Source organism: Salinicola sp. LHM, assembly GCF_034479735.1.
In the GTDB taxonomy this organism is placed as follows: domain Bacteria; phylum Pseudomonadota; class Gammaproteobacteria; order Pseudomonadales; family Halomonadaceae; genus Salinicola; species Salinicola salarius.
Map to the genome: position 1 here is coordinate 2,112,937 of NZ_CP140261.1, position 13,519 is coordinate 2,126,455.

Here is a 13,519-nt window from a genome sequence, read left to right on the forward strand (position 1 = left end):
AGCGATCGGGCGAGCGCGCCTCAGGGAGAGGGATAGGTCGTGAGCGTTTCGACGATCCAGTCGATCACGCCCGGGCCGTTGGCGCTCAGGCAGACCTCAGCCGCCGTACCCTGCGACCAGCGCGTATCCACGAACTCCCGCTGCTCCGGCGCCATCACCGTCTGGCCTTCGGCCAGCCCATCGGTAACCACGCTCAAATAGCCTCGCTCGACGCTGAAGAGGTCGGGGCGGAGCAGCCAGACCAGCGCGCAACTGTCATGGGGGCAGCAGCCATCGATGCCCAGCGCCTGCTGGTAGAACCGACGGTAGAAGGCGTAACTTTCATCCAGCACCTTCCCCAGCGCCCCTTGGGCTCCGACGATCCGCGCCATGCTCTGCGGGTCCAGCACGCAGCGATGCGTCGCGTCCAGCCCGACCAGCGTGAGCGGCCAGTCCGCCTGCAAAACCCTGGCGGCGGCGTGAGGATCATTGAAAATGTTGGCTTCCGCGACCGGCGTCACGTTGCCGCCTTCTCGAATCGAACCTCCCATCACCACCACTCGCTTGACCTTGTCGACCAGACTGGGGTCGAGCTGCAGCGCGGCGGCGAGATTCCCCAACGGCCCGACGGCTACCAGAACGACTTCGCCAGGGCGGGCATTGACCTGGTCGACGATGAACTGGGCGGCGCTCTGTTTCAGCGCCTGGGTCGTGATTTCGGGTAGCGCGATATTGCCCAGGCCATTGTCTCCATGGATGTGGCCCGGCGGCGGGTTCTTGCGCTTGACCATCGGCCCCGCCGCGCCCTGGGCGACCGGGATCGATTGGCCGGCCAGCTCGGCGAGCAGCAGCGCATTGTGGGTCGCGACCTCGATCGTGACGTTGCCGAAAGTCGTCGTCAGCCCCAGCAGCTCGATCTCGGGGTGAGCCAGCGCGATGGCGATGGCTTGTGCGTCATCGACACCGGGATCGGTATCGAAAATGATGGGTATGGGCATGCTAGTTCCTGGGTTCGATCTCGTTGCAAGCCAGCCAAGGCGCTGGCCATGAAAGGTTGATGATCATCGACGACGGCCGTGGATCAGCCGCTTTGTCGCTCGAGCGTGAGGGCAGGCAGCGTCGTCATGGCCTCTTCGACGGCGGCGACCACCGGGATGCTCGGCTCGGCGCCGGCCTGCTGGACGCATAGTGCCGATGCGGTCGTCGCCAGACGAAGGGCCTGCTCAATGCCGTCGCCCCGTTGTCTGGCCGCCATGAAATAGCCGATGAAGGTGTCGCCGGCAGCGGTCGTGTCGACGGCCTCCACGCGATGGGCGGTCAGCGTCACCCGCTCGTTGCGGTACTGATGGCAAACGCCCTCGCTACCCAGGGTCAGCACGATCTCGACGTCCGGCAGCCGCGTCGCCAATGCTGCCAGCAGAGTGTCGGCATCGGTGTCTTCGTCCTGCGCCACCAGCGCCGCCGCCTCGCCACGGTTGAGAAACAGGATCTGGCAGAGTTCCAGTGGCAGGTCGGTGACATCGGAGGAGAGCGGTGCGGGATTGAAGGCGATGGAAAGCCCCCGCTCCGCGGCGAGACGCAGCATCCGCTCGGCAGCGTTGCACTCGTTCTGCATCAGGACCCAGCCGTCGGATTCGGCGGCGTCGACCAGCGCGCCCAGACGACTCTCCTCGAAGCCGTGATTGGCGCCGGGGTAGAGGATGATCGCATTTTCGGCGTCGTCGTCGACCTGGATCAGCGCATGACCGCTGGCTCCGGCAACCAGTTCGACATCGTTCACCTCGACGCCTGCCTCGATGAGCGGGGCCAGCGCCCAGCGGTCGGCCTCGCCAAGGCGGCCCCAATGGACGACGCGCCCGCCGGCACGTGCCAGTGCCAACGACTGATTGGCGCCCTTGCCCCCCAGCACCTGATGCAGACTGGTGCTGGAAAGCGTCTCGCCGGGCCGAACCAGATGGGGAACCCGGTAGACGTGATCGATATTGATGGAGCCGAAGTTGTAGACCGCCGGTGTTTCGTGTGCCATTTCGTTGCTCCTCAAGCCAGCCAGTCGCGAAGATTGTCTGCCGTCAACTCGACGACGCGCTGACGCGCTTCCGGCGTGATCCAGGCATTGTGAGGGGTCACGATGAGATTGAGCGGCTCGGCGAGCGCGTCGAGTAGCGCATGGCCCACGCGCGGCGGCTCGCTGGGCAGGCTGTCGACGGCCAGGCCACCAAGACGTTGATCCCGCAAGGCGGCCAGGGCGGCGGCTTCATCGATGATACCGCCGCGAGCGCAGTTGATCAGCAGTGCATCGGGCTTCATGGCGGCCAGTGCTTCGCTGTCGATGAGGCCGCGCGTCTCGTCGGTCAACGGGCAGTGCAGGCTGAGGATATCGGCGGTGTCGAGCAGCGTGGCGAGGGCTGGGCGGGAATCGCTGGCCTCGTTACCGGGACGTGCGCTGAACGTGACACGCATGCCGAACGCTTCGCCCAGCCTGGCCACGGCAGTGCCGAGTACGCCGCTGCCGACGATGACGAGATGCTTGCCGGCGAGCTGCAGCGTACGATGACCCAGCAGGCAGAAGATATCGCTGCGCTGCCAGGCGCCGGCCTTGACCTCGTTCTGGTAAAGCGGGAGCCGGGCGGCCAGCGCCAGCATCAACATCAAAGTATGCTGCGCAACGCTCGCCGTGCCGTAGGCGGAGACATTGCGTACGGCGATTCCCCGCCGCTCGGCGGCTGCCATGTCGATATTGTTGGTGCCGGTCGCAAGTACGCAGATCAGCTTCAGATCCGGCAGCACGTCGATCAGTTTGGCATCGATGACGACCTTGTTGGTCAGGGCGATCGTGGCACCGGTCAGGCGCTCCCGCGTCTGCTCGGCCAAGGTGAGTTGATGGACGTCGAGATTCTCGACGAGGGTGCGAATCGGGGCGAGATCGACATCGTCACCCAGTGAGGCGGCATCCAGAAGAACGGCTTTCATGTTCTTTTTCCTTGTCTCTTTCCTGTCTCGAATCGCATGGCATGACAATCGCTGGCGTGCGAACGACGACATTGGCGTTATCAGCCGGTAATATTGCCCGCGACCGGCTGCTGCGCGCTATACTATGCGGCTTTCGAACGCGGCTTGGAAAGCGCGACGCCAGGTGCCGCCTCGGTCGCCTTCGAGATCGACCGAAAGACGCGCTTGAAAAGGCGGAAGCAGCCCCGATTTTCAAGAGCGATTTGAAACGCGGCGCCCCCATCGGTTTTGGTGGCAGGGCGACGCGCAGAGGCCCCGGTGACGGGGCGCGTCGATAGCAGGACGGTGCCGAAGCATGAAACGGCGCCATCCCGTTTAGAGTGATGAAACCATGCCCATCTACGAATATGAGTGCAAGGCCTGCGGCCATCGCCTGGAAAAACTCCAGAAGCTCAGCGCGGCGCCGCTGACCGACTGTCCGGCCTGCGAGCAGTCGGAGCTGTCCCGCCTGGTGTCGGCAGCCGGATTCCGGCTGGCCGGGGGCGGCTGGTACGAAACCGATTTCAAATCGGGCAGCAAGAAAAATCTCGTTGGCGATAGCGCCAGCCCCGCACCGGCAGGCGATAGCGGCAGCAAGTCGAGCGGCGACAGCAAAGCCTCAGCCTGAGTTACAGTCTTTACCAATCTAGGATCCAGCATGCGCAGTCATTATTGCGGCCAATTGAACGAGTCATTGATCGATCACGAAGTCACGCTATGCGGGTGGGTGCATCGCCGCCGCGACCATGGCGGTGTCATTTTCCTCGATATGCGCGATCGAGACGGTGTCGCTCAGGTGGTGGTGGATCCCGATACCGCAGAAGCGTTCGCCAATGCCGACCGCGCGCGTAGCGAATACGTGCTGCGTATCGTCGGCCGTATCCGGCTGCGCCCGGAAGGCACCCAGAACCCCAACATGCCCACCGGCATGATCGAAGTGCTGGCCAAGCAGGTCGATGTCCTGAATACCGCCGCCACGCCGCCTTTCCAGCTCGACGAGCATGGCAAGGTGGGCGAGGAAGTCCGGCTCAAGTATCGCTACATCGATCTGCGCCGCCCGGAGATGATCGAGAAGCTGCGCCTGCGTTCGCGGATCACCCACAGCGTGCGTGCCTATCTCGAGGAGCAGGGCTTTCTCGATATCGAGACGCCGATCCTCACCCGCGCCACGCCGGAAGGCGCGCGCGACTACCTGGTGCCTAGCCGGACTCACGACGGTCACTTCTTCGCGCTGCCGCAGTCTCCGCAGCTGTTCAAGCAGCTGCTGATGGTGTCCGGTTTCGACCGCTACTATCAGATCGCCAAGTGCTTCCGCGACGAAGACCTGCGTGCGGATCGTCAGCCCGAGTTCACCCAGATCGATATCGAAGCATCGTTCATCGACGAGCAGGAGATCATGGGCACCACCGAGCAGATGGTGCGCCAGCTGTTCCAGGAAGTGCTGGACGTCGCGTTGCCGACGTTCCCGCGCATGCCCTACAGCGAAGCGATGCAGCGCTATGGCTCGGACAAGCCGGATCTGCGCATTCCGCTGGAACTGGTGGATGTCGACGACCTGATGCAATCGGTGGACTTCAAGGTCTTCTCCGGCCCGGCGAAAGCGGAAGATGGCCGCGTGGCCGCGCTCAAGGTCAGCGGCGGCGCCAAGCTGTCGCGCAAGGAGATCGACGACTACACCAAGTTCGTCGGTATCTACGGGGCCAAGGGGCTGGCCTGGATCAAGGTCAACGAGCGCGCCAAGGGGCTCGAGGGTCTGCAGTCGCCGATCGTCAAGTTCATGGAAGGCATCGTCGAACAGCTGCTGGATCGTGTCGGGGCGGAAGATGGCGACATCATCTTCTTCGGCGCGGACAAGGCGCGCATCGTCAACGAGGCAATCGGCGCGCTGCGCGTCAAGCTGGGCGAAGATCTCGATCTCTACACCTCCAAGTGGGCGCCGCTGTGGGTCGTCGATTTTCCGATGTTCGAAGCGGACGATAACGGCCGTCTTTCGGCGCTACATCATCCGTTCACTGCGCCATCGTGCTCGCCGGAAGAACTGCAGGCCTCGCCGGCCACGGCGCTATCGCGCGCCTACGATATGGTGCTGAACGGCACCGAACTGGGGGGCGGGTCGATTCGTATCCACGACCAGGCCATGCAGCGTGCGGTCTTCGAAGTGCTCGGCATCGGCAAGGAAGAAGCCGAGGAGAAGTTCGGCTTCCTGCTCGACGCGCTGCAGTTTGGTGCGCCGCCTCACGGTGGCCTGGCCTTCGGTCTCGACCGTCTGGTGATGCTGATGACCGGCTCGCGCACCATCCGCGATGTCATCGCCTTCCCCAAGACGCAGAGCGCCGCCGACCTGATGACCGACGCCCCCGGTGAAGTCAGCAGCCAGCAGCTCCGCGAACTGCATATTCGCCTGCGCCAGAAGGCGAAGCCGGACAGCACCGGCGAATAACCAGTCTGGTGGATACACCAGAAGGCGAAGCCGGACAGCACCGGCGAATAACCAGTCTGGTGGATACAGATGTCGGCGCCCCCAGGGGCGCCGGCGTCGTTTCGAGGGGCATTGCCGGGTGCGCGTTCTATCCTGACATGCCCGACAATGTATTCATCAGTGCCGATCGGAGCGGTTCATCGGTATCGGCAGAAGACGTTCACCGATATCGATTGGAGAGAAGCATGGCGATGACGATTTCCGGCCGAAGGGTCGAGGAGTTCAGTACTTGATTCTGCTGGGTATCGACCCCGGTTCACGGGTAACCGGCTACGGCGTCATCGATGTTGCCGCCAGGCCACGCTATGTCGCCAGCGGCTGCATTCGCATCGAGGGCGAGGATCTCGCCCAGAAGCTGGCGCGGGTCTATGCCGGCGTCAGCGAGTTGATCGGCCTCTACCGGCCGGCGGAGTTCGCCATCGAGCGTGTGTTCATGGCCAAGAACGCGGACTCCGCACTCAAGCTGGGCCAGGCCCGCGGCAGTGCCATCGTCTGCGCCGCCAATCATGGCCTCCCGGTGCATGAATACGCCGCGCGTCAGGTCAAGCAGGCCGTCACGGGCAATGGCGGCGCCGAGAAAGCCCAGGTCCAGCATATGGTGATGGCGCTGTTGTCTCTCGACGCGCTCCCGCCGGCCGATGCAGCCGACGCGCTGGCCATCGCGTTGACCCACGGCTATGCCCGCCATGGATTGCTGGCAGTGTCTCCCCAGCGTCGAGGAAAGACGTCGCGAGGCGGGCGGTGGCGGGACTTCAGGCCCGGTGATTAGGGGGCATGGAGGTAGCTGGAGAGTTGAATCGGGGTAGCTAGTCAGTTGAATCGGTGATGCGTATAGTGGACGCCGTCATAGTAAGGATACGGATGGCATGATTGGACGTTTGCACGGCACGCTGCTGGAGAAACATCCCCCCTGGATCGTCATCGATGTACACGGTGTCGGTTATGAGCTTGAAACCTCGATGACCACACTGGTCTCGATGCCCGGCGTGGGGGAAGAGGTGCGACTCTACACGCATCTCAGCGTGCGGGAAGACGCCCACCTGCTCTATGGTTTCGCCCGCGACGAAGAGCGACAGCTGTTCCGGGCGCTGATCAAGGTCAATGGAGTCGGTCCCAAGCTGGCACTGGCCATCCTGTCGGGGATGGATACCGACGCCTTCATTCACTGCGTGATGGAAGGCGACAGCAAGGCATTGACCAAGTTGCCCGGCGTCGGCAAGAAGACGGCTGACCGGCTGATCGTCGAAATGCGCGATCGTTTCCCGCACTGGCAGGAAGGTCAGGCGTCGCTGCTCGATGGCAGTACAGCGGCAAAGCCTTCGTCCGATCCGTTAGCGGATGCCGAAGCTGCACTGGTCACGCTGGGCTACAAACCCACGGAAGCGTCCCGCATGCTTTCCGGCCTGGACAAGACCCTCCCGACCGAAGCGCTGATCAAAACGGCGCTGTCACGCCAGCTGGCTGGATAACGCACCCATGATTGAACCCGACCGTCTGATCGCGGCACCACCGCAGCAGGGCGAGCAGCAGGTTGACCATGCGATTCGACCGCGCCGACTCGACGACTACATCGGTCAACCGCGAGTGCGTGAGCAGCTCGATATCTTCATCTCCGCCGCGCGCCAGCGGGGCGACAGTCTCGATCACACCCTGGTTTTCGGACCGCCCGGGCTGGGCAAGACCACGCTCGCCAATATCATCGCCGCCGAAATGGATGTCGACATCAAGTCGACCTCCGGCCCGGTACTGGAGCGTGCCGGCGATCTGGCCGCCATGCTGACCAACCTGCAGCCGGGCGATGTACTTTTCATCGACGAGATCCACCGCCTCTCCGCGGCGGTGGAGGAAGTGCTCTATCCGGCGATGGAGGATTTCCAGCTCGACATCATGATCGGCGACGGCCCGGCCGCGAGATCGATCAAGCTCGATCTGCCGCGCTTCACGCTGGTCGGGGCGACAACTCGCGCCGGGCTGCTGACCTCGCCGCTGCGCGATCGATTCGGCATCGTCCAGCGGCTCGAATTCTACGCTATCGACGAGTTGACCGAGATCGTCACGCGTTCGTCACGACTGCTGGGCGTGCCAGCGGATGTCGCCGGGGCCCGGGAGATTGCACGCCGCGCGCGCGGCACGCCGCGGATCGCCAACCGTCTGCTGCGGCGAGTGCGCGATTTCGCGGAGGTCAAGGGTGACGGCAAGGTCAGTGCTTCCGTCGCAGACCAGGCGCTGAACATGCTCAACGTCGATAGTCACGGGCTCGATCACATGGATCGCCGGCTGCTGCTGGCGATGATCGAGAAATTCGATGGCGGGCCGGTCGGTGTCGACAGTCTTGCGGCGGCCATCAGTGAAGAGCGCGACACGATCGAAGATGTCATCGAACCCTATCTGATCCAGCAAGGGTTCATGATGCGTACCGCCCGCGGCAGGATCGTGACTCGTTCCGCCTATACCCACTTCGGCATCGTCCCGCACGAGCATGCGCTGGGCGAGCCGGTATCACGAGTCGGGATATCGAGCGATGAGGACGCTGGCAATGCGTGAATTCACCCTGCCGGTGAAAGTCTACATCGAGGATACCGACGCCGGCGGTATCGTGTACTACGTCAACTACTTGAAATTCATGGAACGTGCACGTAGTGAATGGCTCAATGCGCTAGGCTTCGGTCAGCGCGGACTGATCGAGCAGGGCGTGCAACTGGTCGTCCATTCACTGAACTGTCGCTATGCACGTCCGGCCAGACTCGACGATCGACTGGAGGTAACAGCCAGCGTCAGTCGTGTTGCGGCCTGTTCGCTGCAATTCGAACAGGCCGTTCGGTACGACGGGGATACATTATGCGAAGCGACGGTCGATATTGCCTGTGTCGACGCGCAACGCCTGAAACCGATACGTTGGCCCAGCGAACTACGCTCGGTCCTGACGTCCGACATTCCAAGCCAGTGATTCGAGGATTTTCGTGAACGACTCCATGTCCATCCCCCATCTGATCATGAATGCCAGTCTGGTGGTCCAGCTGGTCATGCTCCTGCTGTTGGCGGCTTCCATCGCTTCCTGGGTCGTGATCTTCCAGCGCAGTTTCGCGCTGCGACGAGCCAGAAAGGCGCAGAAGGCGTTCGACGAGCGATTCTGGTCAGGTGTCGATCTCAACGAACTCTACCGTGATGTCCCGGAGAACTACGAAGCGCAGGGCTCGGAGCATGTGTTCCGTGCCGGTTTTCGCGAGTTCAATCGCCTGATGCCCAAGACGCGCAGCAGCGAAGCGGTGCTCGACGGTGTCCAGCGCTCGCAGCGCGTGGCGCTATCGCGCGAGGAAGATGCTCTCAACGACAAGCTCACCCTGCTGGCAACGGTGGCATCGGCGAGCCCCTATATCGGCCTGTTCGGTACTGTCTGGGGCATCATGGGCTCCTTCCAGAGCCTCTCCATGGCGCAGCAGGCGACGCTCTCCACCGTGGCACCCTGGATTGCCGAAGCTCTGGTCGCGACGGCCATGGGGCTCTTCGCCGCGATACCGGCGGTCATCTTCTACAACCGTCTGTCATCCATTGCCAGCCGCCTGCTCGGCGAGTACGAAGACTTCGCCGAGGAATTCCATTCGATCCTGCACCGTAACCTGCAAGGTCGCGGCGGCAACCAGGCGGCCTGAGCCGGAGGTTCGACATGGGTGGACCCTATAGCCGCCATCATCGGCGCAAGCCGATGGGCGAAATCAACGTCGTCCCGTTCATCGACGTCATGCTGGTACTGCTGGTGATCTTCATGATCACCGCGCCAATGCTGACCCAAGGGGTGCAGGTCGATCTGCCTCAGGTCACGTCGGAGCCGATCGACACCGAGGAGCAGGAGCCGATCATCGTCTCCGTGGACAGCCAGGGTGAGTACTACATTTCTCTGGGCGAGCAGGACAAGCCGGTTACGTTGCAGACCGTCGGCGACCAGGTGGTGGCGATTCTCGAACGCAAGCCCAACACGCCGGTCATGGTCCGAGGCGACAAGAATGCCTCGTATGGCCAGGTCGTGACGCTGATGAGTACGCTGCAGATGGCAGGTGTGGCGAATGTCGGATTGATTTCCGAGCCGCCGCAAGGCGAGTCGTCTTCGAGTGGCAAAGGGTAAGGAGTCAGCATGGCGAAGCGAAACCGCCGTGTGGGTTACGGCTTGCCCGTCGTCCTGGCGATCGCCGTTCACGTGGTGGCGCTACTGATGACGATGCTGCGCCTGCCGGACAGCGAGCCCACGCCGAGCTCTTCGTCCGTGGTGCAGGCGACACTGGTCAGTGACGTGACGGCAACGGATCAGGCCCAGTACGCTCAGGAAGCGCGCGCGCGTACTGCACAGCGCCAGGCCGAAGAAGCCGCCCAGGCGGCGGCCGAACAGGAGGCGCAGGAAGCGGCCCGGCAGGCAGCCGAGCAGCAAGCGCAGGAAGAAGCTCAAGCCGAGGAGGCTGAACGGCAAGCGGCAGCGGCACAGGCCGAAGCGGCGGCCCAGCGTCGTCAGCAGGCAGCCGAGCAGGCGGCGGCCGAACGCGCCGCGGCGGAAAAGCAGCAACAGGCGGCCGAGGCGAAACGCCAGGCGGAAGCCAGGGCGAGAGCGGACGCAGAGAAGAAGCGTCAGGTTGAAGCGGCGGCAAAAGCCGAGGCGGAGAAGAAACGCCAGGCTGAGGAAAAGGCGAAGGCTGAAGCCGAAGCGAAAGCCGAGGCGAAAGCCGAGGCGGAAAAGAAACGTCAGGCCGAGGAAAAGGCGAAAGCTGAAGCCGAAGCCAAAGCCGAGGCGGAGAAGAAACGCCAGGCCGAGGAAAAGGCGAAAGCCGAAGCCAAGGCAAAAGCCGAGGCGGAGAAGAAACGCCAGGCCGAGGAAAAGGCGAAGGCCGAAGCCAAGGCAAAAGCCGAGGCAGAAAAGAAAAAGGCCGCGGAAGCGGCCGCGAAGAAGGCCGCCGCCGAAGCGCTGAACAACTCGATTGCCAACGAACAGGAGCGGATCGCCAATGCCCAGCAATCCGACCAGGCGTCGAACAGCTTCATCAACCTGGTCAAGCGTGCCGTCGAGGACCGATGGCACTTGCCGGCCAATGCGGACAATGGTTTGGTAGCCCAGGTACGTGTAAGACTGGGGCCTTCGGGTGAGTTGCTGGCAGCCAGCATCACTCGCAGCAGCGGCAATCCCGGCTTCGATCGCTCGGCGACGCAGGCCGTGGAAGCCGCGGCGCCATTCCGTGAGCTTCAGCAGCTTGACGCGGGGTTGCAGCGGCGGTTCCGTGACTTCAATCTCAAATTCACCCCCGGGGATATACAGTGATGAAACGATGGATGTCTCAAGGATGGAAAACCCTGGCCAGCGGTTGGCTGCTAGCGCTGACGGCAATGCTTTGCCTGACGACTACGGCCCAGGCACAGAATCTGACCATCGAAATCACTCGCGGTAGCGATCAGGCAACGCCAATCGCTGTCGTGCCGTTCGAGTTCGGTGGTCAAGGCGGGTTGCCACAGGATGTGGCGCAAATCGTCAGCGACGATCTGGAGCACAGCGGCCAGTTTTCGCCATTGAGCCGCAGCTCTCTCGTTTCCCTGCCCAGCAGCAGTGAAGACGTTTTCTACGACGATTGGAAACGTGTCGACGCCCGCTACCTCGTGGTTGGCAAGATCGAGCCGCAGGGCGGTCAATATCGCATTCAGTACGAGCTCATGGACGTTCTCGGCGGCAAGCGGATGCTGGGCGAGACGCTGACCTCGTCCAGTGGCGACCTGCGTGCCAGTGCGCATTACATCAGCGACCAGATCTTCGAAGCGATTACCGGCATTCGTGGTGCCTTCTCGACCCGGATCGTCTATGTCTCGGCCAGCGGGGCGGGCGAGAACGCTCGCTATGCGCTTTATGTGGCCGATGCCGATGGTTACAATGCGCAGCAGATCCTCTCTTCCGATGATCCGATACTCTCGCCGGCCTGGTCGCCCGACGGCCAGAAGATCGCCTACGTCTCTTTCGAATCCGGCAATTCGGCTATCTACGTCCAGAACGCCTCCACCGGCGAGCGCGTGCGGCTGACGTCGTTCCCCGGCATCAATGGCGCACCGGCCTGGTCACCGGACGGTCGCAAGTTGGCGATGTCGCTCTCCAAAGACGGCCAACCCGAGATCTACGTAATGAACCTGGCAACGCGCCAATTGACCCGGCTGACCAACAACTCCGCCATCGAGACGGAGCCTGACTGGACGCCGGACGGCCGAACCCTGATCTTTACTTCCGACCGTAGCGGTGCACCACAGCTATATCGCATGTCGGCCAATGGCGGGCAGGCGGAGCGGGTGACGTTCACCGGCAGCTATAACTCCGACGGGCGCTTTTCACCCGACGGCAAAACTCTCTTCATGGTCACTCGTGACGACAGCGGTTATCACGTGGCGAAGCAGGACATGGACACCAATCGTGTCACGGTCTTGACTGATTCACAGTGGGACGAATCGCCCAGTGTCGCACCGAATGGCACCATGATAATCTTCGCTACCCAGCAAGGGGCGCAAGGTGTGTTGGGGGCAGTTTCTTCGGATGGACGCGCGTCTTTCCGGCTGCCTTCGACGCAGGGTGACGTACGCGAACCCGCGTGGTCGCCGTTTTTGAACTAAACGACTACAGTCATTGTGTCATTCGACATCCGAGCAAGGAGATGACAATGCAAATCAAGACCTACGCCAAGACGTTAGCAGTCGCGCTTTCACTCGCCGTAGTGGCTGGCTGTTCTAGCAGTGGCGGTACCCAGGAAGGGGACATGGATGGCACCTCTGGCAGCACGTCTGGCCAGGGCATGACCACCGGCCAAGGCACCTCAGGCTCCCAGATGGGCGCCGGCGAGCAGATGCCTAGCGTCGACACCATCTATTTCGCATTCGATAGCGAAGAAATTCGTCCCGAATTCGAATCTGTACTGCGCGGTCATGCCCAGTACATGATGGCTAACCCGGACACCAACGTGACTCTGCAGGGCTATGCCGACGAGCGTGGTACTCGCGAATACAACTTGGGTCTCGGCGAGCGCCGTGCACAAGCTGTCGAGCGTTACCTGACCGTTCAGGGCGTATCTCCGTCCCAGATCCAGATCGTCAGCTACGGTGAAGAGCGTCCGGCAGTTCAGGGCCACACCGAAGAAGCTTACGCCAAGAACCGTCGCGTCGTGTTCTCGTACTAAGTACCGACGGAGAGAAGCATGAAACACGGTCTGAAAAGACTGTGCGGCGCGGGAGCCCTGGTGCTCCCGCTGTCCGTATGGGCTCAGCAACCAGTCGTCGATGACCTTACCGGTCAATCGAATGGCTTCTATAGTCAGACGGAGGCTCGCCAGAGCGGCGGGGGAACGCTGACGATTCTCAACCAGTTGCAGGACAATCAGCAGCAGATTCAGCAGCTTCGCGGCCAAGTCGAAGAGCTGCGTTATCAGCTGGACCAGCTCAAGCGGCAGACCCAGCAACAATACCTGGACCTCGATGACCGTATTTCGGGCGGTGGCATGGGGGCAGATGGCAACGGCTCCAATAGTGGCTCGGACGGCGCCGGTCTCGATAGCGGCAGTGTCGACAGCAGTAGCGCAAGCGATGTCGCGGGCAGCCCGGCACCGGCCGATGATGGCGCGAATGGCGCAACAGCGGATGACCGTTCGTCCAGCAAGCCGAATGCGAGCAGCGGTGGCGGAGATGGGCGCGAAGCCTACCAGGCGGCGTTTCAACTGGTGCAGTCACGCCAGTTCGATTCGGCCATCGATGCGTTCCAGGGGTTCATCAGTGACTATCCGCAATCCAGCCTGCTACCGAATGCGCACTACTGGCTGGGAGAGCTTTACTCCGCACAATCCCAGCTCGATCAGGCCGCCGATGCGTTCGACACCGTTATCAGCGATTATCCGCAAAGCAACAAGATGCCGGATGCGCTATACAAGTTGGGCTTGCTGAAAGCGCGACAGGGTGACACCGACGGCAGTCGTCAGTTGCTCGAGCGCGTCCGCGGTGACTACCCGGACAGCAATGCCGCGCAGATGGCAGGAGACTTTCTCAATCAGATGGGTGGCTGATCGAATCCGGCCA

Annotated in this window: 15 protein-coding genes; 12 read left to right on the top strand and 3 right to left on the bottom strand. The window is 62.5% G+C overall.

What is annotated here, in order from left to right; all coding sequences use genetic code 11:
- Positions 1-20 precede the first annotated feature (20 nt).
- The 3 genes from R5R73_RS09765 to R5R73_RS09775 all read right to left on the bottom strand — a co-directional run bounded on the left by R5R73_RS09765 (position 21) and on the right by R5R73_RS09775 (position 2,949).
- Positions 21-977, bottom strand: a complete 957-nt coding sequence (locus R5R73_RS09765) for a nucleoside hydrolase (RefSeq protein WP_322527405.1) — start codon at positions 975-977, stop codon at positions 21-23.
- 83 nt (positions 978-1,060) lie between these two features.
- A complete protein-coding gene (locus R5R73_RS09770; protein WP_322527406.1) occupies positions 1,061-2,005 on the bottom strand; it encodes a ribokinase in 945 nt (314 codons plus the stop codon).
- A gap of 11 nt (positions 2,006-2,016) precedes the next feature.
- Complete coding sequence (locus R5R73_RS09775; RefSeq protein ID WP_322527407.1) at positions 2,017-2,949, bottom strand: D-2-hydroxyacid dehydrogenase; 933 nt, start codon at positions 2,947-2,949, stop codon at positions 2,017-2,019.
- Positions 2,950-3,319: 370 nt separating this feature from the next.
- Here R5R73_RS09775 and R5R73_RS09780 point away from each other — a divergent pair, with 370 nt between their 5' ends.
- From R5R73_RS09780 to ybgF, 12 genes are all read left to right on the top strand, one after another.
- Positions 3,320-3,595 carry an FmdB family zinc ribbon protein gene (locus R5R73_RS09780; protein ID WP_087719714.1) on the top strand — a complete coding sequence of 92 codons (276 nt, stop codon included), beginning with the start codon at positions 3,320-3,322 and terminating at the stop codon, positions 3,593-3,595.
- A gap of 30 nt (positions 3,596-3,625) precedes the next feature.
- A complete protein-coding gene (gene aspS, locus R5R73_RS09785) occupies positions 3,626-5,407 on the top strand; it encodes an aspartate--tRNA ligase (RefSeq protein ID WP_110632796.1) in 1,782 nt (593 codons plus the stop codon).
- Positions 5,408-5,675: 268 nt separating this feature from the next.
- Positions 5,676-6,215, top strand: coding sequence for a crossover junction endodeoxyribonuclease RuvC (gene ruvC / locus R5R73_RS09790; RefSeq protein WP_322527408.1), 540 nt, complete (start codon positions 5,676-5,678; stop codon positions 6,213-6,215).
- 97 nt (positions 6,216-6,312) lie between these two features.
- The gene (ruvA, locus tag R5R73_RS09795; RefSeq protein ID WP_071230051.1) at positions 6,313-6,915 is read left to right on the top strand and encodes a Holliday junction branch migration protein RuvA; all 603 of its coding nucleotides are present in this window, start codon (positions 6,313-6,315) and stop codon (positions 6,913-6,915) included.
- 7 nt (positions 6,916-6,922) lie between these two features.
- Positions 6,923-7,990 carry a Holliday junction branch migration DNA helicase RuvB gene (ruvB, locus tag R5R73_RS09800; protein ID WP_110632790.1) on the top strand — a complete coding sequence of 356 codons (1,068 nt, stop codon included), beginning with the start codon at positions 6,923-6,925 and terminating at the stop codon, positions 7,988-7,990.
- Positions 7,983-8,393, top strand: coding sequence for a tol-pal system-associated acyl-CoA thioesterase (ybgC, locus tag R5R73_RS09805; protein WP_110632787.1), 411 nt, complete (start codon positions 7,983-7,985; stop codon positions 8,391-8,393). Before ruvB ends, ybgC begins: the two co-directional genes overlap by 8 nt.
- A 25-nt stretch (positions 8,394-8,418) precedes the next feature.
- A complete protein-coding gene (gene tolQ / locus R5R73_RS09810) occupies positions 8,419-9,096 on the top strand; it encodes a protein TolQ (RefSeq protein ID WP_322527409.1) in 678 nt (225 codons plus the stop codon).
- A 14-nt stretch (positions 9,097-9,110) separates the two neighbouring features.
- Positions 9,111-9,566 (top strand): protein TolR, encoded by a 456-nt coding sequence (tolR, locus tag R5R73_RS09815; protein WP_087719721.1) that lies wholly within the window; start codon positions 9,111-9,113, stop codon positions 9,564-9,566.
- A gap of 9 nt (positions 9,567-9,575) precedes the next feature.
- Complete coding sequence (gene tolA / locus R5R73_RS09820; RefSeq protein WP_322527410.1) at positions 9,576-10,745, top strand: cell envelope integrity protein TolA; 1,170 nt, start codon at positions 9,576-9,578, stop codon at positions 10,743-10,745.
- A complete protein-coding gene (gene tolB / locus R5R73_RS09825) occupies positions 10,745-12,070 on the top strand; it encodes a Tol-Pal system beta propeller repeat protein TolB (RefSeq protein WP_416221184.1) in 1,326 nt (441 codons plus the stop codon). Before tolA ends, tolB begins: the two co-directional genes overlap by 1 nt.
- Before the next feature lie 47 nt (positions 12,071-12,117).
- Positions 12,118-12,630: a peptidoglycan-associated lipoprotein Pal gene (gene pal / locus R5R73_RS09830; protein ID WP_322527411.1), complete on the top strand. Its 513-nt coding sequence runs from the start codon at positions 12,118-12,120 to the stop codon at positions 12,628-12,630.
- Positions 12,631-12,648: 18 nt separating this feature from the next.
- Positions 12,649-13,506 (top strand): tol-pal system protein YbgF, encoded by an 858-nt coding sequence (gene ybgF, locus R5R73_RS09835; RefSeq protein ID WP_322527412.1) that lies wholly within the window; start codon positions 12,649-12,651, stop codon positions 13,504-13,506.
- Positions 13,507-13,519 lie beyond the last annotated feature (13 nt).

Coding starts and splice junctions, on each gene's coding strand:
- R5R73_RS09765 (WP_322527405.1), bottom strand. CDS start 977: ATGCCCATACCCATCATTTTCGATACCGATCCCGGTGTCGATGACGCA.
- R5R73_RS09770 (WP_322527406.1), bottom strand. CDS start 2,005: ATGGCACACGAAACACCGGCGGTCTACAACTTCGGCTCCATCAATATC.
- R5R73_RS09775 (WP_322527407.1), bottom strand. CDS start 2,949: ATGAAAGCCGTTCTTCTGGATGCCGCCTCACTGGGTGACGATGTCGAT.
- R5R73_RS09780 (WP_087719714.1), top strand. CDS start 3,320: ATGCCCATCTACGAATATGAGTGCAAGGCCTGCGGCCATCGCCTGGAA.
- aspS (WP_110632796.1), top strand. CDS start 3,626: ATGCGCAGTCATTATTGCGGCCAATTGAACGAGTCATTGATCGATCAC.
- ruvA (WP_071230051.1), top strand. CDS start 6,313: ATGATTGGACGTTTGCACGGCACGCTGCTGGAGAAACATCCCCCCTGG.
- ruvB (WP_110632790.1), top strand. CDS start 6,923: ATGATTGAACCCGACCGTCTGATCGCGGCACCACCGCAGCAGGGCGAG.
- ybgC (WP_110632787.1), top strand. CDS start 7,983: ATGCGTGAATTCACCCTGCCGGTGAAAGTCTACATCGAGGATACCGAC.
- tolQ (WP_322527409.1), top strand. CDS start 8,419: ATGTCCATCCCCCATCTGATCATGAATGCCAGTCTGGTGGTCCAGCTG.
- tolR (WP_087719721.1), top strand. CDS start 9,111: ATGGGTGGACCCTATAGCCGCCATCATCGGCGCAAGCCGATGGGCGAA.
- tolA (WP_322527410.1), top strand. CDS start 9,576: ATGGCGAAGCGAAACCGCCGTGTGGGTTACGGCTTGCCCGTCGTCCTG.
- tolB (WP_416221184.1), top strand. CDS start 10,745: ATGAAACGATGGATGTCTCAAGGATGGAAAACCCTGGCCAGCGGTTGG.
- pal (WP_322527411.1), top strand. CDS start 12,118: ATGCAAATCAAGACCTACGCCAAGACGTTAGCAGTCGCGCTTTCACTC.
- ybgF (WP_322527412.1), top strand. CDS start 12,649: ATGAAACACGGTCTGAAAAGACTGTGCGGCGCGGGAGCCCTGGTGCTC.